At 69.8% G+C, this 21269-nt stretch carries 18 protein-coding genes and 1 pseudogene; 12 read left to right on the forward strand and 7 right to left on the reverse strand.

All coding sequences use genetic code 11. The features are described 5' to 3' along the window. Nucleotides 1–62: 62 nt before the first annotated feature. The 4 genes from ACFWGJ_RS00520 to ACFWGJ_RS00535 form a co-directional block, all read right to left on the reverse strand. Complete coding sequence (locus ACFWGJ_RS00520) at nt 63–1487, reverse strand: FAD-dependent oxidoreductase (RefSeq protein WP_387320000.1); 1425 nt, start codon at nt 1485–1487, stop codon at nt 63–65. Continuing rightward, a complete protein-coding gene (locus ACFWGJ_RS00525) occupies nt 1487–2752 on the reverse strand; it encodes an aminotransferase class I/II-fold pyridoxal phosphate-dependent enzyme (RefSeq protein WP_387320001.1) in 1266 nt (421 codons plus the stop codon). The genes ACFWGJ_RS00520 and ACFWGJ_RS00525 overlap by 1 nt, the downstream gene beginning before the upstream one ends. A gap of 815 nt (nt 2753–3567) precedes the next feature. Then, nucleotides 3568–4278 (reverse strand): response regulator, encoded by a 711-nt coding sequence (locus tag ACFWGJ_RS00530; protein WP_387320002.1) that lies wholly within the window; start codon nt 4276–4278, stop codon nt 3568–3570. Next, nucleotides 4275–5453: a sensor histidine kinase gene (locus tag ACFWGJ_RS00535; protein WP_387320062.1), complete on the reverse strand. Its 1179-nt coding sequence runs from the start codon at nt 5451–5453 to the stop codon at nt 4275–4277. The genes ACFWGJ_RS00530 and ACFWGJ_RS00535 overlap by 4 nt, the downstream gene beginning before the upstream one ends. 221 nt (nt 5454–5674) lie before the next feature. Between ACFWGJ_RS00535 and ACFWGJ_RS00540 the strand changes: the two genes are divergently transcribed. From ACFWGJ_RS00540 to ACFWGJ_RS00595, 12 genes are all read left to right on the forward strand, one after another. Next, nucleotides 5675–7204, forward strand: coding sequence for an alpha/beta hydrolase (locus ACFWGJ_RS00540; protein ID WP_387320003.1), 1530 nt, complete (start codon nt 5675–5677; stop codon nt 7202–7204). A gap of 14 nt (nt 7205–7218) precedes the next feature. Then, on the forward strand, nt 7219–7872 hold the full coding sequence (locus ACFWGJ_RS00545) for a hypothetical protein (RefSeq protein WP_387320004.1): 654 nt from the start codon (nt 7219–7221) through the stop codon (nt 7870–7872). 233 nt (nt 7873–8105) lie between these two features. Beyond that, the gene (locus ACFWGJ_RS00550) at nt 8106–9143 is read left to right on the forward strand and encodes a TIM barrel protein (RefSeq protein WP_387320005.1); all 1038 of its coding nucleotides are present in this window, start codon (nt 8106–8108) and stop codon (nt 9141–9143) included. Continuing rightward, on the forward strand, nt 9140–10048 hold the full coding sequence (locus ACFWGJ_RS00555) for a transketolase (RefSeq protein ID WP_387320006.1): 909 nt from the start codon (nt 9140–9142) through the stop codon (nt 10046–10048). Before ACFWGJ_RS00550 ends, ACFWGJ_RS00555 begins: the two co-directional genes overlap by 4 nt. After that, on the forward strand, nt 10045–10998 hold the full coding sequence (locus tag ACFWGJ_RS00560) for a transketolase family protein (RefSeq protein ID WP_387320007.1): 954 nt from the start codon (nt 10045–10047) through the stop codon (nt 10996–10998). Before ACFWGJ_RS00555 ends, ACFWGJ_RS00560 begins: the two co-directional genes overlap by 4 nt. Then, entirely contained in the window at nt 10998–12467 is a 1470-nt protein-coding gene (locus ACFWGJ_RS00565; RefSeq protein WP_387320008.1) for an FGGY family carbohydrate kinase, read from the forward strand. Before ACFWGJ_RS00560 ends, ACFWGJ_RS00565 begins: the two co-directional genes overlap by 1 nt. After that, a complete protein-coding gene (locus ACFWGJ_RS00570; protein WP_387320009.1) occupies nt 12464–13138 on the forward strand; it encodes a DUF2291 family protein in 675 nt (224 codons plus the stop codon). The genes ACFWGJ_RS00565 and ACFWGJ_RS00570 overlap by 4 nt, the downstream gene beginning before the upstream one ends. Next, nucleotides 13135–14694 (forward strand): sugar ABC transporter ATP-binding protein, encoded by a 1560-nt coding sequence (locus ACFWGJ_RS00575; protein WP_387320010.1) that lies wholly within the window; start codon nt 13135–13137, stop codon nt 14692–14694. Before ACFWGJ_RS00570 ends, ACFWGJ_RS00575 begins: the two co-directional genes overlap by 4 nt. Continuing rightward, nucleotides 14687–15862 carry an ABC transporter permease gene (locus ACFWGJ_RS00580; RefSeq protein WP_387320011.1) on the forward strand — a complete coding sequence of 392 codons (1176 nt, stop codon included), beginning with the start codon at nt 14687–14689 and terminating at the stop codon, nt 15860–15862. Before ACFWGJ_RS00575 ends, ACFWGJ_RS00580 begins: the two co-directional genes overlap by 8 nt. Nucleotides 15863–15980: 118 nt before the next feature. After that, nucleotides 15981–16973 carry a D-ribose ABC transporter substrate-binding protein gene (locus ACFWGJ_RS00585; protein WP_387320012.1) on the forward strand — a complete coding sequence of 331 codons (993 nt, stop codon included), beginning with the start codon at nt 15981–15983 and terminating at the stop codon, nt 16971–16973. 115 nt (nt 16974–17088) lie between these two features. Further along, nucleotides 17089–18057: a sugar-binding transcriptional regulator gene (locus tag ACFWGJ_RS00590; protein ID WP_387320013.1), complete on the forward strand. Its 969-nt coding sequence runs from the start codon at nt 17089–17091 to the stop codon at nt 18055–18057. A 38-nt stretch (nt 18058–18095) separates the two neighbouring features. Continuing rightward, nucleotides 18096–19706 carry a nucleoside hydrolase-like domain-containing protein gene (locus ACFWGJ_RS00595; RefSeq protein WP_387320014.1) on the forward strand — a complete coding sequence of 537 codons (1611 nt, stop codon included), beginning with the start codon at nt 18096–18098 and terminating at the stop codon, nt 19704–19706. Nucleotides 19707–19792: 86 nt separating this feature from the next. Here the strand turns inward: ACFWGJ_RS00595 and ACFWGJ_RS00600 are convergent, their stop codons facing one another. The 3 genes and pseudogenes from ACFWGJ_RS00600 to ACFWGJ_RS00610 all read right to left on the reverse strand — a co-directional run. After that, nucleotides 19793–20476 carry a hypothetical protein gene (locus ACFWGJ_RS00600; protein WP_387320063.1) on the reverse strand — a complete coding sequence of 228 codons (684 nt, stop codon included), beginning with the start codon at nt 20474–20476 and terminating at the stop codon, nt 19793–19795. A 158-nt stretch (nt 20477–20634) separates the two neighbouring features. After that, nucleotides 20635–20817: a helix-turn-helix domain-containing protein gene (locus ACFWGJ_RS00605; RefSeq protein WP_387320015.1), complete on the reverse strand. Its 183-nt coding sequence runs from the start codon at nt 20815–20817 to the stop codon at nt 20635–20637. 124 nt (nt 20818–20941) lie between these two features. Beyond that, nucleotides 20942–21175: pseudogene (locus ACFWGJ_RS00610) on the reverse strand (hypothetical protein); the annotation flags it as partial. Nucleotides 21176–21269 lie beyond the last annotated feature (94 nt).

The raw sequence follows: 21269 nt of genomic DNA on the forward strand, positions 1-21269 counted from the left end.
TGCGGGCCGGATGTCACGGCCCGCGCTCTGCACAGGAACTCGCTGTGCCTCACCGGCCGTGCTCACTGCGGGACCTGCCGCGAGCCCGACGGTTCGACGACGTCGCTGAACCGCAGGGCGAGCACCTCGGGGACGTTCATGTTGACCGCGTGCTTCTTCGCCCGGGCGGTCAGCAGCTCCGGCTTGCCCGCCCAGTCGGGCGGTGTCTCCCAGCAGGTGCGGGTCGCCCCGGCGAGGATCTCCTCGGCCTCGTCCGCGTCCACGTTGCCGGCAGCCTTGGAGTGCTCCAGGGCCAGGGCCAGCTCCTTGCGGCCGTTGACGGCGCACATCGTCCACTTGGGCAGTACGGTCATGGTGGCGCCGGAGTCGACGCCGAAGACGCCGATGTTGCGCCGCATCCGCGAGTCCGAGACGGTGTTGATCGCGATCTTGAGGTACGTCCCGAGGATCTGCGACCGGCGCAGCTCCGGGTAGTACGCACGCAGGCGGCTCACCGTCCGCTCGGCGCGCTCCCGCATCTCCGGGTGGCCCTCCGCGAGATAGCGCGCGTACGGGGCGGCGCCGGTGACCGGGTCCATCACCAGGTTCATCACGTGCCCGGCCGGCGGGTGGTAGATCATCGCGACGTGCTCGTTGAGCGGACTGAGCATGCCCCCGTAGGAGTCCTCCAGCTTCAGGCAGGTGAAGTTCTTCTCCGTACCGTCGGGGAGGTCGACGTAGAGGATCTCCCGCAGCGCCATGAACAGCCGCGGGAACTCGATGCGCGGATTGAGCGCCTTGGCCAGGCCGAACGCCGCCGTCGCCGCGCACAGGCTCACCTGGTCCGCGACCACGGTGTGCTTGGCCCCGCCGGCGTTCGTGTAGCTGACGTCGTACCGGCCGTCGGTGCGGCGCTCCACCGTCCGCACCCTGCTGCCCTCGCGGAAGTCGACGCCGCACTGCCGCAGTTCCCAGTCGAGGACCGTGGACACGAGCGCGGGGTTCATCCCGCGCTGCGGCGTCAGGAACGCGGCGGCCACGTCCTCGACGCCGTCCACGGTGGGGACCTCGCGGCAGACCTGCGACGGATCGCCGAAGACGGCGTTGGCCGGGTCCTCCTCGCACCGCCGGGCGTAGTGCGAGCGGATGACGTCCATGTTCGTGCGGCACTGGCCGACGATGTCGTGGCCGTCGTCCATCATGCTCCGGGAGGCGATGATGCGGCTGTTCGTCTTGCCGCCGTAGATCGTCTCGGGGAAGAAGCGCTCGTTCTCGATACGGCCGTCCAGACAGTCACGCGCGCTCTGCGGGTCGAAGGGGTACTCGGCGCCGCTGTGGTTCTCGCTGACGATGTTGCTGGTCTGCGTGCACACGGGGTACGTGCCTTCGGAGCGCGCCTGTCGGCCCTCCAGGACGACGACGTCGTACCCCGCGCGGCTGCGCGTGATCGCGGCGACGCAGCCGGCGATTCCCGCGCCGATCACCACGTGCAGTTCCTTGTGCCTCATCACTCGGCCTCCCCGTTGCCGTCGGTCCCGTACGTCGCGTAGGTCGCGTGGACTCGCTTGAGCGCGGCGGCGACACCCCGGATGTCGTCCTCGGTGTGGTTGGCCGCGATGCACAGCCGCAGCTGCGCGGACTTGCGGCGGACGATGGGGAAGAAGACCACCGACGCGTAGTAGCCCTCGGCCAGGAGTTCCTCGCCGGCCTTCAGGGCATTCGCCTCGTCCCCGATCGGAACCATCCGGATGGGGCTGAACGGCAGGGACTGCCCCATCAGTTCGTCGAAGAGCGCCACCCGCTCGCGCAGGGTCCGCTGGAGGGGGGCGATCGCTCCCTCCTCGTGCAGTTCGACGACGGCCCGGCATGCGTAGACCGCCTGGAAGGTCTGCGCCGCGGAGAACGCGTACACCTGTCCGTAGGAGCGGATCAGCCGCTCGCGCCACTCGCCCTGGACGAGCAGGCCGCCGCCGTAGGCGCCGAAGCCCTTGGACAGCGAGTAGGTGAGGATGACGCGCTCGGGGATGTCTCCCTCGATCTGGCTGAGGAGCTGGCCCTCACCGCGCTCGCCGAAGATGCCCAGGCCGTGGGCATCGTCGATGTAGAGCCACAGATCCAGCTCCTCGGCCAGGTCGAGCAGTTCGCGGGCCGGGCACAGGCCGCCCATGGAGTAGATGCCGTCGGCCACGTAGACCGGCACCTCGCCGCGCGCCCGTGCGGCCGAGGCCTGCTTGCGCAGGTCCTCGAAGGAGTTGTGCGGAATCGTCTCCACCGTCGCCTCGGCGGCGAGCACCGGCTTGAGATAGGCCATGGACGAGTGGGCGAACTGGTCGAAGATCAGGCAGGTCCGGTGCGCCGCGCCCTCTTCGAAGAGCACCCCGCTGGCGAGGAGCGGCATGAGAGAGATGTGCGCGGTGGTCGTCGAGGGAAAGGTGATGGCCCGTCCCCGGTACAGCGCGGACAGTTCCTCTTCGAGGAGTCGCTGCGGCTCGAAGGAGAATCGTGACCGGGCGCAGCAGAAGTTCATCCCCCACTCCTCCTCCACGGCCTTCGACGCCGCGATCACGCGGGGGTGCAGGTCGAGTCCGAGGTAGGAGCAGTTGACGAACTCGACCACCCCGCGGCCGTCCGGCAGGAACACCTGCTTCCCTTTGCGGCCGGTGATGCTCACCTGCATCAGGCTGCTGTCGACAGCACGCTCGTACTGGGCGGACGACTCCTTGATGACGAAGGGTGTATTCCTGAGCCGTACGGATTGCGAAGACGACGCCATGTCTACCTCGATAATGTAGGAGCTGTTGACGGGATTTCGCGCACGCGCATCACGCTTTTCCTGTTCGGGAATCGCCGGCCCACGAATCGGACCGGGAGAGGTGAATCTACTTCCTGTTTTTCGGCATCCTTTTCGGCATGCCGAAGAAACGCATGCGGACGATCATCGAATCCGGCCGTGCGGACTCGTCATGAAACAGCGCTTTCCCCGGTCGGTCGGCTGCACGAACGTACGGATGACACCGCCGGGGCAGTGGAAAGGCGATGGCCGGCCGACACCATTGGTGGACCGTCAGGCACCGCTCCCGCGCGGTACCGCAATGAAGCGCAGTGAAATCCTCGCGTGAAACACGAGTGACCGACAGCTCTTCTGTGGCCGACTCGGTCCCGAAGATGACAGAGCGCGTGCTTGACCTTGCTCACCATCGCCCCCAACTGCGGATGGCAGCAGACCAATGCGAAGCCCTTACAATGTCCGTCGTTCTGACCGGTCGCTGTTTGCCATCCATCCCCCGTGGATGGAATTAATACAACAGTCCACTACCAGCCCCTGTCAACACCTTACGGCACCGTTTACCTTTCTCCGGGAGCCGGAAGGCGAAACGGAATACCGACGACACGGCGGTGATGTGCTGACATCACCGGCGACGGAATCCAACTGACAGTGATCCCGCACAGGGTAAACAAAAAGGAAAACGAGGCGGCGGGTGCGGCGAGGACGACTCCGGCCCGCATGATGAGACCCACACCACATCTGCGGACGGGCCGTACGCGGGGTGCATTTCGTGGTCGGTGTGGCTTTTGGTTGCTGCCGGGTCAGGTGTCTTCGGCGTCGCGGATCAGGAGCGCGATCTGGACCCGGTTCTCCACCGCAAGCTTCGCGAACAGATTCCCGGTGTGCGCCTTGACCGTCGCGACGGTGATGCGCAGCCGCTCGGCGATCTGCGCATTGCCCAGTCCGTCCGCGATGGCCCGGGCGGTCTCCCGTTCCCGTTCGGTCAGCGAGGACAGCTGTTCGCGCGCGGCGGCGCGCTGGTGGTCGCGGCTGTGTACGGAGGCCGGGCCGGTCGCCGCGGCGATCACCCGTGCGGTGGCCGCCGGGGACAGCACCGGGTTGCCCTCCGCGACGGTCCGTACCGCGTCGAGGATCCGGGCGGGCGGGGTGTCCTTGAGGACGAAGCCGAGCGCTCCGGCGCGCAGCGCCCCGAGGACCAGGTCGTCGGAGTCGAAGGTGGTCAGCATCAGCACCCGGGGCGGCGCCGGCCGGGTGAGCAGTTCCCGGGTCGTCTCCAGACCGTCCCGGCCCGGCATGCGCACGTCCATCAGCACGACGTCGGGCCGCTGTTCGTCCACCACGGCGAGCGCGGCGTTCCCGTCGGCCGCCTCCGCCACGACGGTCAGGTCGGGTTCGCCGTCGATGACGAGCCGCAGGGCCATGCGGACCAGTTCCTCGTCGTCGACGATGACGACCCGCACGGGATCGTGCCGGCTCTGCGTCGACGTGTTCTCGTCGTGGTCGTTGCTCATGCGCTCTTTTCGTGGCTGTGGGCGGGGCCGTCCGGCCAGGGCAGTCGTGCGGTGAGAACGTACCCGCCCTCAAGGGTGGGACGGTGGTCGAGTTCGCCGCCCGCGAGCGTGATCCGTTCACCGAGGCCGAGCAGGCCGAAGCCGGAAGCGGGCGGCCGGGCGGTGCGCAGGGGCGCCGGTCCGTTGCGGACGCCGATGTCGAGGGCGCCGCCCGGAGCGCCGTCGAGGGTGACGTGCACGACCGCGCCGGGGGCGTGCTTGGCGGCATTGGTCAGCGCTTCCTGGACGATCCGGTAGCAGGTCCGTCCGACGCCGCCGGGCGGGGTCCCGGTCACGGTGTCGGTCAGCCGGACGTCGAGTCCCGAGGTGCGGGCGTCGGCCACCAGGTCGGGGATCCGGTCGAGGGAGGGCTGCGGCGGTTCCGGGCGGCCGGGGTCGGCGCGGAGCACGCCGAGGACCTCCCGCAGTTCTTCCAGCGCCTGGTGGGAGCCCTCGGCGATACCGCGGACCAGGACGCGGTTCTCGTCGGCCGACAGGTCGCGGCGGTGATCCAGCACCCCGGCCTGCATGGCGACCAGGGAGATGCGGTGCGCGAGGACGTCGTGCATCTCGCGGGCGATCCGGTTGCGCTCCAGGGCGCGTGCCTGCGCCGCCCGCGCGCTCTGCTCCCGCTCCGCGCTCTCCGCCCGTTCCCGCAGGGACCGCACCTCGACCCGCCGCGCCCCGACGGCCATGCCCGCTGCCGCCGCGATCCCCGCGGTCAGCGCCGGCACCACGACCTGGACCCACCACGACACGTCGGCCGAGCCCTGCACCGGGAACATCTTGACGGCGACCTGCGAGGCGATCACGTACGCCAGGGCGACGGCCCCGATCTCCACCGGGCGGCGGCGGGTGGAGACCGAGCACAGCGCCAGCAGTGCGGCGCCGGTGGCGAACGCCGACGCGGTCGAGGCGACCGCGACGACCAGGGCGACCGTGAGGGGCCACCGCCGCCGCCACAGCAACAGCGTCAGACAGCCCAGGGCGATCAGCGGATCGGCGACGAGGACCCAGGTGTCCGGGCCGCCGGGCTGTTTGCGCGTCAGCGCGAGGGTCGTCAGCCAGATCGGCAGGCTCACGACCGCGGCCACCATGAGCCGCCAGGCCTGCTGCCACACTCCGAGCCGCGGCATCACGTCCGTGTTCACCAGGCCATTGTCACCACGTCGTGCGACCGGTGGATCACACCCACGACGGATACGCCTTCGACCCAGGTCTAACCGGCGCCTCTCCCCCGGTCGGGGCCGGGGCGGTCCGTCGGGCCGATGTGCCCGCCGTTCCCGGTCAACAGACTGGTTCGCGTGCCGGCAGCCCCCCCCCACAGCCGGTAAAGGCCCCCACAGGAGGACACCTCATGCGCAGAAGTCTGTCCCTCGCCCTCGGCGCCGCGGCATTGACACTGACCGTACTTCCGGGGTCGGTGTCCGCGACGGCGGCGGCCACGACGGCGCCCGGCGCCCTGCGGTGGGGCCCGTGCCCCGAGGGAGCCGCCGCGCCCCGCCTGGAGTGCTCCACGCTCGAAGTCCCGCTGGACTACCGCGATCCGCACGGCCGGCGGATCGATGTCGCCGTCTCCCGGCTGGCGAGCGAGAAGCCGTCGCAGCGGCGCGGCGTCCTGCTGACCAACCCGGGCGGCCCGGGCGGTTCCGGCCTGGTCTACCCGGCCGTCCTCGCCGCCTCGGGGCTGCCGCAGAAGGTGCTCGACTCGTACGACATCATCGGCTTCGACCCGCGCGGCGTCGGCCGCAGCACCCCGGTGACCTGCGACCTGACGAAGGAACAGCAGTGGCGCGGCAACTTCCCGAAGTACGCGCACACCGCGTCCGACGTGACACGGGAGGCGGGGTACGCGCGGAGAATCGCCGGGCAGTGCGGGGACGCGCGGACGGCGTGGATGCTCCCGCACACCACCACCGCCAACACCGCCCGCGACATGGACCGTCTGCGCGGCGCACTCGGCGAGCCGAAGCTGTCGTACCTCGGTGCCTCCTACGGCAGTTACCTCGGCGCGGTCTACACGACACTGTTCCCGCGACACGGCGACCGGATCGTGCTCGACAGCAACCTGGGTCCCGGCGGCTACGACGTCACCGCCATGCGGTCGTTCGCCCGGGGGCTTGAGGACCGCTTCCCCGACTTCGTCACGTTCGCCGCCGCGCACCCCGAGTACGGTCTGGGCTCCACGCCGAAGCAGCTCACGGCCACGTTCCACGAGCTCGTGGCGCGGCTGGACGCGAAGCCGGTCCAGGGCGTCAACGGGACCGGGTTCCGCGCGTTCACCTTCGAGCAGTTGTACGCCGACGGCTCGATGCCCCAGCTCGCGAAGTTCTGGCAGGCGGTCGACACGGGCGGGGAACTGCCGCTCCCGAAGCCGCCCGCGGACCTGGAGAATCTCATGGCCGCACGGTTCGCCGTGGTCTGCGCCGACACGCGCTGGCCGCGAACGGTCCGGGATTACCAGCGCAATGTCGCCGTCGACCGGCTGAGGTACCCGATGCTGGGCGGTTCCACGGCGAGCATCAACCCCTGCGCGTACTGGCCGCGGGAGAGCGCCGAACCGCCGGTACGCATCACCGGCCGGGGCCCGTCGAACGTGCTGATGATGCAGAACGAGCGCGACCCGGGCACACCGCTGGCCGGCGCCCGTGAGCTGCGGCGGGCCTTCGGCGGGCGGGCCACGATGGTGACGGTCGACCAGGGCGGCCACGGTGTCTATCCGTACGGCGGCAACACGTGCGCCAACGATGCCGCGACGACGTTCCTGACCAGCGGGGAACGCCCCGCGCGGGACCTCGCCTGCGCGGCGGAGCCCGGTGAAGCGGCGCGACCCGGTGAAGCCGCGCGCCCCGGTCAAGCGGCGCGCCCCGGCGAACCGAGCAAGTAAGGGAGGCGCCTGCGATGTTCGAGGAGATGCGAAGCCGCCGGGCCGCGCGGCGGATCACCCCCGGGGACGGCCGGCCGCTCAAGCGGTTCCGCTGGTGGCAGTTGCCCTACCGTTCCCTGTTCTACCTGCCGCTGCCCGACGGCGCCGGCGGGAAGACGGTCTACGCCGTGGACGTCAGACGCGGTCAGGACCAGACGTCCTCGAAGGCGAAGGCCGACCTGTACCTGGACGGCAGGCACCACGCCCGGTCGAAACTCCCCGCCGCCTTCCCGGTCCCCGGCGGCACGGTCGAGGTGCGGCTGAGCAACTTCGGGCTGCGGCGCTGCCATTACGTCACCGGCGAGGGCACCGAACGTCTGCTGGTCCCGGACCGCGACTCGGCCGAGGGGCGCCGCGCCCACCTCGACCGCGCGCATCCGGCTCTGAGCCGCTGGATCGGTGCCGTCTCGCTGACCGTGCTCGTCGTCGCCCTGATCCTGCTGGTCACGCAGCTCGCCCAGCAAGTCACCGAGGTGCCCGCGGTGGCCGAGCGCGTCGGGACCTTCACCGCGCCGGTCCGTCTGCCGGCCTGGGGCAACGTCGTGCTGACCGTGGTCACCCTGGCGGCCAGTACCGAGCGGGCCCTGCGGTTGCGGTACAGCCGGCTGCTCGACGGCGCGGCGGGCTGACTCTACGAGGCCACCGCAGCACGGCTGCACACGAACACAACCGAAACGCATGTCCATTCACATGCGAATCGGCAACCAGTGAGATTCTGAGAGCACCTCGGAGGCATGTCAACAGGCCGGACGAAAGCTAGTTACACGTGCCGGTCGCGGCCGAAGCCCCGGTCCCGACCGGCGCGAAAACCATCGATGCAGAGGTCTTGACGCGCCTGACTCATGTTCGTAACTTGACCTGCATGTCGACTCAACCACGCATAGACATTCAGCAGCCAGGTCAAAACGAACCGATCTACGGCGCCGGTGTCTGGCACTTCGCGACCTACGTCGACCGATACGCCACGGACGGCTACGGCGAACCACGCACCATCCTCGACGCCATCAAGCTCGCCGGAGCGGTCGGCGATCTGTCCGTCCTCGACCTGAACTGGCCCTTCCCGCCCGGTGACATCAGCACCGCCGAGGTACGGGAAGCCCTGGCCGAGCAGAACCTGCGGGCCATCGCCGTGACGCCGGAGTTCTACACCGGCAGGTTCGCCAAGGGAGGCTTCACCAACCCCGACCCCGCCGTCCGCCGCCAGGCCATCGACCTGGTCGCCGCGTCGGCCGAGGTCGGACGCGAACTGGGCGTGGACTACATCAAGATCTGGCCCGGCCAGGACGGCTACGACTATCCCTTCCAGGCCGACTACACCGACCTGTGGACCAAGTCGGTCGACGCACTGCGCGAACTCGCCCAGTCCTTCCCGGACCTCAAGTTCGCCATCGAGTACAAGCCGCGCGAGCCCCGCAACCGGATGGTCTTCTCGTCCGTCGCACGGACCCTGCTCGCCATCCAGGACATGGGCGTGGACAACGTCGGCGTCCTGCTCGACTTCGGCCACTCCCTGTACGGCGGGGAGACTCCCGCCGAGGCCGCCCGGCTGGCCATCGCCCGGGACCGGCTCTTCGCGATCGACGTCAACGACAACTTCCGCGGCTGGGACGACGACATGGTCGTCGGCTCGGTCCACCTGCTGGAGACCTTCGAGTTCTTCTTCGCGCTCCAGGACGCCGGCTGGCAGGGAGTCTGGCAGCTCGACCAGTTCCCGTTCCGCGAGGACCCCGTCGAGGCGGCCCGCACCGGCATCCGCACCATGCGCGCCTTCCACCAGGCACTGGGCTACCTCGACCGCGAGGAACTGGCCGCCGCGCAGGCCTCACAGGACGCCCTCGGCGCGCAACGCATCGCCAAGCGTGCCCTGTTCCGCGCCCTCGCCGAGAGCGAGTCCGCATGAGCACCGTCCTGTCGGCCCCCGCCCCCCTGCGGACCGACGACGTGGCCGCGCGCGCCTACGAACCGCGCAGCGCCCGCCTTCGTGCCGCCTCCCCCACGGAGGCCGCCGCGGAACTCGCCGACATCTCGGCCTCGATCCGCCGCGACATCATCACCACCATCCAGTCGGCCGGCATGGGGCATGTGGGAGGTGACCTGTCCGTCACCGACCTGATGGTCACCGCCCTGTGGGGCACGCTGCGCATGCGTCCCGCGCAGGCCGACCACCCGCAGCGCGACCGGTTCGTCCTCAGCAAGGGGCACTGCGCCGCGGCCCTGTACTCGACGCTGGCGTCCTGCGGGTTCTTCTCGCGCAGCCGCCTCAGTGAGTTCATGGCTCCGCTGTCGCCGCTCAACGGCCACCCGGCCCGGCTCAAGGTTCCCGGGGTGGAGACCAACAGCGGACCGCTCGGACACGGCTTCCCCGTGGCCACCGGCTGCGCGCTCGGAGCGAAGCTGCGCGGCGAGACCTGGCGCACCATCGTGGTGCTCGGCGACGGCGAGATGCAGGAAGGCAGCAACTGGGAAGCCGCCATGACGGCCGCCCACTACGAACTGGCGAACCTGACGGCCGTCGTCGACCGCAACCGGCTGCAGCAGGGCGCGCGCACCGAGGACACCAAGTCACTGGAGCCGCTGGACGCCAAATGGGCCAGCTTCGGCTGGGAGGTCCGCGTCATCGACGGACACGACCACCGGGCGATCAAGGAGGCGTACGAGCCGTCGACCACCGGGCGACCCGTCGCGGTGATCGCCAACACCACCAAGGGCAAGGGCGTGTCGTTCATGGAGGACCGCGTCGAATGGCACCACAAGGTGCCCACCGACGACCAGGTGCGTCTCGCGCTGGAGGAGCTGAACCGATGACCTCCGTGACCGAACAGGCACCCACCTTCGACTGCCGCGCCGACTTCGCCGACGAACTCGCCGTGCTGGCCCGCGCCGACGAGCGGATCGTGGCGGTCTGCAACGACTCGGTGGGCTCCAGCAACCTCGTCAAGTTCCGCGAGGAGTTCCCCACCCGTCTCATCAACGTCGGCATCGCCGAACAGGACCTGGTCGGTGTGTCGGCCGGTCTCGCCAACGCCGGGTTCATCCCCTTCGCGTCCGCGGCGGCGCCCTTCCTCACCGGTCGCGCGCTGGAACAGATCAAGGCCGACATCGCCTACACCCACCGCCACGTCGTGCTCTGCGGCCAGAGCCCGGGCATGGCCTACGGAGAGCTGGGGCCCACCCACCACTCCATCGAGGACCTGTCCTGGATGCGCGCCATCCCGGGTCTGGACATCATCGTGCCGGCCGATCCGGCGCAGACCCGCAGCGCGGTCCGCTGGGCCGCCGCGTCGGGCAGACCCACGTACATCCGCGTACCCCGCTTCAAGGTGCCCGCCGTCACCCCCGACGACGCGCCCTTCGAAGCCGGCCGGGCCGTACGGCTGCGCGAGGGCTCCGACGTCACCCTCATCGCCGTGGGCACGATGGTCTCCCGCGCCCTGGACGCCGCGCACCTGCTCGCCCAGCAGGACATCTCCGCCCGCGTCCTCAACATGACCTTCGTCGAACCCCTCGACGTCGCCGCGGTCGTCGCCGCCGCCCGGGAGACCCGAGCCGTCGTCACCGCCGAGGAAGGACTCCTGTCCGGCGGCCTGGGAGCCGCCGTGGCCAAGGTCGTGGCGGAGAGCAACCCGGTCCCCGTACGCATGCTGGGCGTGCCCAGTTTCGCCCCGACCGGCAGCGCGGCCTTCCTGCTCGAACACTTCGGGCTGACCGCCGACGGAGTCGCCGGCGCCGCACGCGAGGCACTGGGACGGGTGTGATGGGACCGCACGTTCTCGCCGTCGACCAGGGGACCAGCTCCACCAAGGCACTGCTCCTCGACGCCGCGGGCGACATCGTCCGCCGGGCCGAAGTGCCCCTGTCCCAGACGCATCCGGGCCCCGGCCTGGTGGAACAGGACGCGACCGCGCTCCTCGACAGTGTGCGCGGCGCCGTCGCCGACTGCCTGAGGGGTGTCGACCCGCGCACGGTGGCCGGTGTGGCCCTGAGCACCCAGCGCGAGTCGGCCGTCCTGTGGGAGGCGGCGACCGGCGAACCGGTCGCACCGCTGGTCAGCTGGCAGGACCAGCGCGGAGGGGAACGTGCGGCCCGCCTCACCGGCGCCGGAGCGGCCGACGAGATCCGCCGCCGCACGGGACTCCCGCTCGACCCGATGTTCTCCGCTCTGAAGATGGCCGCCCTGCTCGACGTGCACGACCCCTCACGAACCCGCAGCAAGGACGGCACCTTGCGCCTGGGCACCGTCGACGCCTACCTGATCCACCGGCTCACGGGGCAGGCGGTCACCGAGATCGGCAACGCGTCCCGGACCCAGCTGCTCCACCTCGCCACCGGTGACTGGGACGACGAACTCCTCGGCCTCTTCGACATCCCGCGTGCCGCACTGAGCCGTGTCGTGCCCTCCACCGGGCCCTTCGGAACGCTGCACGGCCTCGACCCGCTGACCGACGGCACCCCGCTCCTGGCCGTCATGGGTGACTCGCACGCCGCGCTGTTCGCCCACGCGGGCTGGCGCCCCGGCACCGTGAAGGTCACCTACGGCACCGGATCCTCCGTCATGACGGTGACGGACTCCCCCGAACCCGCGGAACACGTGTGCAGCACCATCGCCTGGTCCACCGGACACCCCGTCCACGCGCACGAGGCCAACATCCGCTCCACCGGGCGCACCCTCACCTGGCTGGCCGACCTGCTCGGCACCGAGGCGGAGGAACTCATCCGGCTCGCAGCCGACGCGGACGCTGGCGACCTGACACTCGTGCCGGCCTTCGGCGGCATCGGGGCACCCTGGTGGGACACCCGCGCCGTGCCCGTCCTCGCCGGTTTCGGGCTGGGTACCGGCCGCGCCCACGTGGCGCGCGCCGCACTGGAGTCGGTGGCCTTCCAGGTGGCCGACGTCCTCGCCGCCCTGCCCGGTCTGCGGCAGGTCGTGGCCGACGGCGGCCTCAGCCGCAGCGACGCGCTCATGCAACTGCAGGCCGACATCTCCGACGTCACGGTGGCCCGTACCCGCCACCACGAACTGTCCGCCGCGGGCGCCGCGCACCTGGCGGGCCTGGGACTCGGCCTGTGGACGACCGCCGACCTGGAACAGCGCGCGGACGCCGGCCTGCGGACCTTCACAGCCGGCTGGGACGACGCCCGGCGCAGCGACACCCTCGCGCGCTGGCGTCACCGGGTCGCGGCCGCTCGCGACCTCGGGACACGCGCACAGCAAAGGACGTCATGACCACAGCAGACCTGCCCCAGCCAGACAGGAAGAGGGCACACTCCCGCGGCCGGATCACCCTGGGCAGCGGTTCCCTCATCGCCCTCGTACTCCTGCTCGCCGCCATCGCGGCCACCACCACCTACCGCTCGGACAGCGAGGACAAGGCGAGTGGCAAGCCCGCGTTCGACGCCGCCAAGTACGCCGCCGGCACCTACGAACCCAAGGTCGTCCCCGCGATGGAGAAGAACGCCGTGGACATCGCCACCCTGTACAAGGCCATCGCCGCCGACCCCGAAGCGGCCGGCAAGCAGTACGGGCACCGGCCGGGCACCGGTCCGTACAGCTACGCCGTGACGGTGACCGGGACCGCGGGCGCCGCCGAGAACGGCCTCATGCAGGTCACCGTGCCCGGTCTGGCCAAGACCCGCGTCTCCGTGCAGGTCGGCCCGGCCATCAACGGAACGGCACTTCGCGACGCGGCAGGCTTCATCACGTTCGGCCAATTCACCAACCAGGTCGAGTACGCCGACGCCGCCACGGCACTGAACCGCGCGATGAAGGACAAGGTGCTCAAGGCCTTCGATCCCGCGGCGGTCCGCGGCAAGAAGGTCACCGTCGTCGGCGCCATGACACCGCTGACCGCCGACGTACTGACCCTCACCCCCGTCTCGATCGAGGCCGCGTCATGACCTCCACGGCCAAGGAAGCGCCGGCCGCGCCCGTGCTGCGCGCCGCCGAGGTCACCAAGGTGTACGGCGGAACGCAGGCACTCAAAGGAGTTTCGCTGGACATCCCGGCGGGCCGCACCACCGTGCTCTTCGGTGAGAACGGGGCCGGCAAGTCGACCCTGATGAAGATCCTCAGCGCCGTCGAGTCCCCCAGCACCGGGCACATCGAACTCGACGGCCGGGCGGTGCGGTTCAGCAGTGCACGGGAGGCGTCCGACCACGGCGTCTCGATCATCCACCAGGAACTGAGCCTCTGTCCCAACCTGAGCATCCAGGACAACCTCTTCCTCGGCCGCGAACGCACCCGGCAGGCCGGGACGCTGCTCGACCGCACCACCCAGCGGACCATGGCACGACAGGTGCTGGGCCGGCTCGACGAAGGGCTCGACCCCGACACGTCCGTGGGCGAGCTGCGGCTCGGCCAGCAGCAACTCGTCGAGATCGCCCGCGCGTTGCTGCAGAACGCCCGCGTGCTGATCATGGACGAACCGACCTCCGCGCTCAGCGCACCGGAAGTGGAGATCCTCTTCCAGGTGATCCGGGAGCTGAAGGCCGAGGGCGTCGCGATCGTGTACATCTCGCACCACCTGGAGGAAGCCCTCTCCGTCGCCGACGAGGTGGCCGTCCTGCGAGACGGCGCCATGGTCGCGACCGCACGGGCCGACGACATCGACCTCGCCTGGATCGTCCGCAAGATGGTGGGCCGCAGCCAGGACGATCTCTTCCCCGACCGGAACCCCACCCTGGGTCCCGTCGCCCTGGAGATCACCGAACTGTCCGTCGCGGACCCGGCCGTCCCCGGGCGGCTCGCGGTGAACAGCCTGTCCACGTCCGTCCGGGCGGGCGAGATGGTCGGCATCTACGGCCTGATGGGCAGCGGCCGTACCGAACTGCTGGAGTGTCTGGCCGGCCGGATGCCCGCGGCGTCGGGCGAACTGCGTCTGCACGGCGAACCGCTCACCGGCAGCGTCCGCGACCGCATCCGCAACGGGCTGGCCCTCGTCCCCGAGGACCGGCAACGGGACGGTCTCGTCCAGTCGATGACGGTCGGTCAGAATCTGTCACTGGCCTCCGTGACCAGGTTCGTACGCCGTCTGCTGCTCAACCGGCGTGCCGAGGACGAGGCGGTGACCTCGATGATCTCCGACGTGACGGTGAAGACCCCCGGATCCCGGGCGCCCATCGGCTCGCTCAGTGGCGGGAACCAGCAGAAGGTCGTCATCGGCAAGGCGCTGATGACCGGCCCGAGCGTCCTGCTGCTGGACGAACCGTCCCGCGGCGTGGACGTGGGAGCCAAGGCCGACGTCTTCGAGCTGATGGCCCGGCAGGCCGAGCGCGGCCTCGCCGTCCTCTTCACCACCTCCGAGGCCGAGGAGGCGCTGCACATGCCCGACCGGCTCCTGGTCCTGGCGCGCGGCCGTCTCGTCGCCGACCTGAAAGCCGGAGAGATCACCCGGGACCGGCTGATGAGCCTGGCCGACGGAGCCGACACCACCGAGAAGGCACACCATGAGTGACACCCTGACCAAGGACCACGAGGTAGTGCTGCAGCAGCGTCGTGCCGCGGCTGCCCAGGCACGACGCCTCAAGACGGTCGACTCGATCTTCGAACTGCGTGCCTTCATCGCACTCGGCGTCCTGATCGTCGTCTTCAGCCTGCTGTCGGACTCCTTCCTCACCGTCGACAACGTGATCACGATGACCAAGCACGTCGCCATCAACGCGATCCTCGCGCTGGGCATGCTGCTGGTCATCCTGAAGGGCGGGATCGACCTCTCCGTCGGATCGACCGTCGGCCTGTCCGGGGTGATCGCCGGCGAACTGCTCCAGGGCCTTCACCTGAGCGTCCTCGACGTCGTCGCCTATCCGCAGGTCTGGGCCGTCATCGTCCTGTGCATCGGTGTCGGCGCGGTGGTCGGCACCGTCAACGGCATCCTCGTCACCCGCCTCAACGTTGCCCCGTTCATCGCCACCCTCGGCATGCTGTACGTGGCCCGCGCCACCGCCCTGCTCATCTCCGACGGCACCACCTACCCCGACCTGGCCGGCGACCCGGGCACCCACAACACCGGTTTCGACTGGCTCGGCGGAGGACGGCCCCTCGGTCTGCCCGTAGCGGTCTGGATCATGATCGTGGTGGCGGGATTCGTCGCCGTCCTGCTCCGCTCGACCCCCTTCGGCCGCTGGCTCTACGCCACCGGCGGCAACGAACGCGCCACCGAACTCAGCGGAGTCCCCGTCAAGCGCGTCAAACTCCTTGTCTACGTGATCTCCGGCGCCTGCGCCGCGATGGCCGGCCTGATCATCGCCTCGGAACTCACCTCCGCCGCACCACAGGCCGGCGAGACCTTCGAGCTCAACGCCATCGCGGCCGTCGTCATCGGCGGCGCCGCCCTCTCTGGCGGCCGGGGCAACGTACGCGGCACCCTCGTCGGAGCCTTCGTCATCGGCTTCCTCGCCGACGGCCTCGTCATCCTCGGCGTCTCGACGTTCTGGCAGATGCTCATCAAGGGCGCCGTCATCATCATCGCCGTCATCCTCGACCAGAGCCAGCAGCGCTTCCAGCGCCGTCGCGCGGCGGCATCCGCGGTCGCCGTGAAGACCGATCCCGGCCCGGTCGATCCCGGCCCGGCTGGTGCGGGCAGCGCCGCACGGAGCGGCTCCGGCAGGCCGGCGGACGACTGACATCCGCTCGGCCGCCCTCTCCACCCCCTCATCCACCACTCGTCCACCCCCTCATCCGCCCCTCGCAGTACCGCACCTCTACTGACGCAAGTCCGCACATCGTTGTGAGGAGACCAGAATGTTCCACCGCAGAGCCCATCGCACCGTCACCACCACCGCGGCCCTCGCCGCAGGTGCCCTGCTCCTGACCGCGTGCGGGAGCTCCGACGACTCGTCGTCCGGGGCGAGCACGACCAAGAGCGGATCGAAGAGCAACCTGGTCGCCATCATCACCCCCTCCGCGGACAACCCCTTCTTCAAGGCGGAGGCGGACGCGGCGAAGAAGAAGGCCGTGAGCCTCGGCTACAAGACCTCGGTCGCCTCGCACGACGACGACCCGAACAAGCAGAGCGAACTCATCGACGCCGCCATCTCCCGCAAGGCCGCGGCGATCATCCTGGACAACGCGGGCGCCGACGCGTCGATCGGACCCGTCCGCAAGGCCACCAAGGCCGGCATCCCCGTCTTCCTCATCGACCGCGAGATCAACGAGACCGGCATAGCCAAGGCCCAGATCGTGTCCAACAACGCCCAGGGCGCGCAGCTCGCGGCGCAGGAGTTCGTCACCGCGACGAAGGGCAAGGGCGAGTACGTCGAGCTGACCGGCAAGGAGTCCGACACCAACGCCAGTGTCCGCTCCAAGGGCTTCGCCGATGTCATCTCGCAGTACCCGGACCTCAAGCAGGTCGCCAAGCAGACGGCCAACTGGGACCAGCAGGAGGCCTTCAGCAAGATGGAGACCATCCTCCAGCGCAATCCGAAGATCAGCGGTGTCATCGCGGGCAACGACACCATGGCCCTCGGCGCGGTGGCCGCGATCAAGTCGGCCAAGCGCAAGAACATCGTCGTGGTCGGCTTCGACGGCAGCCCGGACGCCATCGCCCAGATCAAGGCGGGCACCATGCGGGCGACGGCACTCCAGCCCGCCGCGCTGGGAGCCGAACGGGCGGTCGAGCAGGCCGACAAGTACGTGAAGACGGGCAAGACAGGACAGCCCGAGAAGCAGTCCATCGACTGCGAACTGATCACCGTGAAGAACGCCGACGAATACGGGGTCTTCGCCAAACTCTGATGCCGACGGCCCGGCACCGCGGCCGACCGTGGCGGAACCCCGACGATAGGGTGTGGTGTTCCGCAGCGGTGACAGGCTCTGGCGCCCGGCCGCCAGGGACGACAAGGATGGAGACATGGTGGCGGCAGCGTCCACTCCCACCCCTGACCATATGCGGCTGCTGATCAAGGTGGCCCGCATGTATCACGAGCGCGGAGTGCGCCAGCCCGAGATCGCGGCACACCTCAACATGTCGCAGCCCCGCGTCTCCCGCCTGCTGAAGGAAGCGGTCGACCGAGGAGTGGTCCGTACCGTCGTCGTGTCACCGGAAGGTGTGCACGCCGAGCTCGAAGAGGCCCTCGTGGCACGGTACGGGCTGCGCGACGCCGTCGTGGTCGAGGTCGAGGGGTCGGGAGCCGATGTCATCCCCGCGCTCGCCGCCGCCACCGCCACCTACCTCGACGCCACCCTCAAGGGCGGAGACGTCATCGGCGTCTCCTCCTGGAGCGCCACGCTGCTGGAGTCCGTGAAGGTGATGCGGGCCAGGACCTCCTCCGGCGCACAGGAGGTCGTACAGATCGTCGGCGGTTCGGGCAGCCCCGAAGTGCAGCTGCACGCAACGCGCCTGACGAGCCGTCTGGCCGAACTGACCGGCGCACGACCGGTGTTCGCCCCCTCCGCCGCCCTGGTCGGCAGCAGGGAGCTGAGGGTCCTGCTGTCCCAGGAGCCGGCGATGGTGGACGTGATGCAAGCGTGGTCACGTCTCACCCTGGCCCTGCTGGGCATCGGCAGCCTCGACCCCTCGCCGCTGCTGCGCCGCTCGGGCAACGCGATCACCGCCCAGGACCAGCGGGCACTCAAGAAACTCGGAGCCGTGGGCGACGTCTGCGCCCGGTACTTCGACGCCGACGGGAACTCCGTCGACGCACCCTTCAACGACAGGCTCATCGGCATCGAACCGGACCAGCTCCGCGCCGTGGAACGCCGCATCGCGGTGGCGGGCGGAATGGACAAGGTGGCGGCGATCCGCGGTGCGGTCCGCGGCAGGTGGATCAACATCCTGGTCACCGACGTCGACGTCGCCCGAGAGCTGCTGAACGACTGATCGCGACCGATTCAGCGATCCACACATGGAGGCATTCGATGACACTCCGCGTCCAGATCGGCACCACACACTCCCCCAGATCCTCCCGCCTGGCCCGCATGCTCGTCGTGAGTACGGCCGCTCTCGGGCTCACCCTGGCGATGACGCAGCCCGGCTCGGCGACGGGCGCAGGCACGCCTGCGGCGGGCAAGGACATGCAGGCACGGACGGGCGGTCACACCACGGCACCGTCGGCCGCACCCCGCACGATCGTGACGACCGACCCGGAACTGGACGACCTGAACTCGATGCTGCGCATGCTGCTGTACAGCAACGAGATGGACATCGCCGGCCTGGTCTACTCGTCCAGCCAGCACCACTACCAGGGCGACGCAAGTCGCGGCCTGGAGCCGCACCGCTGGCCGGCGCCCGGCGCCCGGCTGCACATCGACGAGGCCGTCGACGCCTACGCCAAGGTGTACAAGAACTTGATCCGCCACGACTCGCGATACCCCTCCCCCTCCCGGCTGCGGTCGCTCATCGCGACGGGCAACGTCATCGACGAGGGCGACATGGCCGCGGACACGAAGGGCTCCGACCTCATCAGGAAGGTCCTGCTCGACGACAAGCCGGGACAGGTGTTCCTCCAGGCCTGGGGCGGACCCAACACCATCGCCCGGGCCCTCAAGTCCATTCAGGACCAGTACCACGGCACTCCGCGGTGGCGCGCCGTCTACAAGAAGATCGTGAACAAGGCGGTCATCACCAGCTTCGGACAGCAGGACTCCACCTTCGAGGACTACATCAAACCCAACTGGCCGGACATCCAGAACCGCGAGGTGGCCACATCCGTCTGGGGTTACGGTTCCCGCGGCGTCGTCCGCCCCGAGGACGCGGTCTACCACTCCGCCGACTGGACCCGGGCCAACGTCTCCGGCACGGGGCCGATCGGCGCCGCCTACCGCGTCTGGGGCGACGGCAAGCAGATGGCGGCCGGCTTCGACGACGAGGACTACTTCGGCCTGTCCGGCTACACGGCCGAGGAACTGCGGGCGATGGGATACCTGGTCTGGACGCCGCCGCAGCCCAAGGGATCGTGGATCTCCGAAGGCGACTCCTCCAACTTCGCGCTCCTTGTCGACAACGGACTGCGCAGTTATCAGCATCCCGGCTGGGGCGGCTGGGGCGGCCGACAGGTCGTCGACCCCGACGACCCCCACCGGTGGTCCAACCAGGGCGCGCAGGACGCCGACGGGACGGGCGCGACACCCCGCGACTACGCGGCCGCGCGCTGGTTCTCCGCCATCCAGAACGACTTCGCCGCCCGGCTCGACTGGAGTGTCAGCGCGTTCGCCGACGCGAACCACGCTCCCCGTGTCCGCGTACCTCAGGGCTTGGACCTCAGCCGCCGTGCCGGCCGGACGGTCGAGCTCACGGCCAGGACCGCGGACCCCGACGGCGACACCGTCACCCGCACGTGGTGGCAGTACAGGGAAGCCGGAACCTACCCGGGCACCGTCGCCATCCGGCACACGCGTACGGGTGCGGTGCACGTGGACGTTCCCGCGGACGCCCGGCCCGGCCAGACCATTCATCTCGTCGTCGAGGCCAAGGACGACGGCACTCCGGCCCTGACCAGCTATCAGCGAGTCGTCATCACCGTCACCTGACTGGGCCGGCGGACCAACTTCCGCGCTGGTCAGCGCACTTGCTGTGAGGTGCCACGGCGGTTCATCAGCCGTGGCGCCGGTCCTTCTCAGACGAGGCGGGGGACCGTCTCGTCGCGCCGGGTGGACCAGTTGGTGACGATGGGCTTGTCCACGGTGGCCGTGTCGGGGAGTTCGAGTTCGGCGGGGTCCGGGTCGTCGTTGCTGACCGCGATGATGACGTTCTCGAACTGCTTGCCGACGTCGCCGTCGGTGGTCTTGGCGTCGATGCCGGTGTACGCGACGGCGGACCCGGTGAGCTTGATCGGGTCCTCGCCGCCCTGTCCGACGGGAGAGGCGACTCCGTCGGCGCCGGAACCGAAGGCCACACTGGGGGTGTTGACGTCCAGGTAGCAGGTGATGCCGGACTTGGCCCTGGCCGTCACCTGGTAGTAGCCGTCGACATCGGGATCGGACTTCCAGGCGACCGTGAAGTCCAGGTCGTTGGTCCCGCAGGACTGCCCGTAGCCGCTCTTGTCGCCACTGCCCGAGTCGCCCTTGTCACCGGAGCCGCCGCTGCTGGAGTCACCGGCAGGAGTGCCGGTCCCAGCCGACGGGCTGTCGCCGGCGGAGGTCTCCTTCCCACCGCCGCCGGAGGAGGCGGCGGAAGGGGCCGAGGAACTGCCGGTGTCCGACGAGTCCTCGGGCTGGCACGCGGTGATGGCGGCGAGGGCCGTCACGGCCGCGGCGGCTAGGACGAGACGGGTGGAACGGGCGGCGAGACGCGAACGCATCATGATCTCCAGCGGCTGTCGGTTGCAGTGCTTCCTGCTGACTCCACCGACACTAGGACCGGTCCGATCATCAGATGATCCTGAGAATGTCCAGGTCCGGTATCAACGAATCGGTTCCATCGATCTGCGTCGACATCACCCTCGTGTTCCCGACACTGTCACGGGCCCGGGAAGGGATCCTTCGCGAGGGGCTCACCGTTGAGGACGAGGCGCAGCTGGAGCATGGCCACGAGCCGCTGGTCGGGGTCATCGATGCTGATCCCGCTCAGGGCGGTCGCCGCGCGGACGCGGTAGCGGAGGGTGTTGGGGTGAACGTTGAGGGCCTCGGCGGTCCGCGCCACGTCTCCGAACTCGTCGAGGTAGGCGAGCAGCGAACGGGCCAGTTCGGAGCCCTGCTCGGCGTCGTGCGGGGCAAGTGATTCCAGACCTTCGTGGCGGGAGTCGGGATGCTCGTCTACCGAACTGCCGTCGGAGCGCGGTGACGAGCTCGGTGGCCCAGCGCTGGATCGCGGTGCCGGCGGCGGTGCCGTGCGTCCCGGGAAGCAGTACGTAGATCTGGCCGCAGGCCTGGGTGACGAGGGCGTCGCGGCGGAACGCCGAGGCGTGCAGGGAGATGATTCCGGCGGACTCCTCGCGCCGCAGGTCCACGGCCGCCGAGGCGCCGGGGTGCCGCGCTTCACGCAGGTCGATGCCGATCACGGTGGCGCCCTGCGCGGGGTCGAGCCCCAGGTGACGGGCGAGGGCCTCGGTGTCGAAGCGTCCGGTCAGCAGACCGTGGGCGAGGTCGACCCGG

The organism is Streptomyces sp. NPDC060205 (assembly GCF_042728395.1).
In the GTDB taxonomy this organism is placed as follows: Bacteria; Actinomycetota; Actinomycetes; order Streptomycetales; family Streptomycetaceae; genus Streptomyces.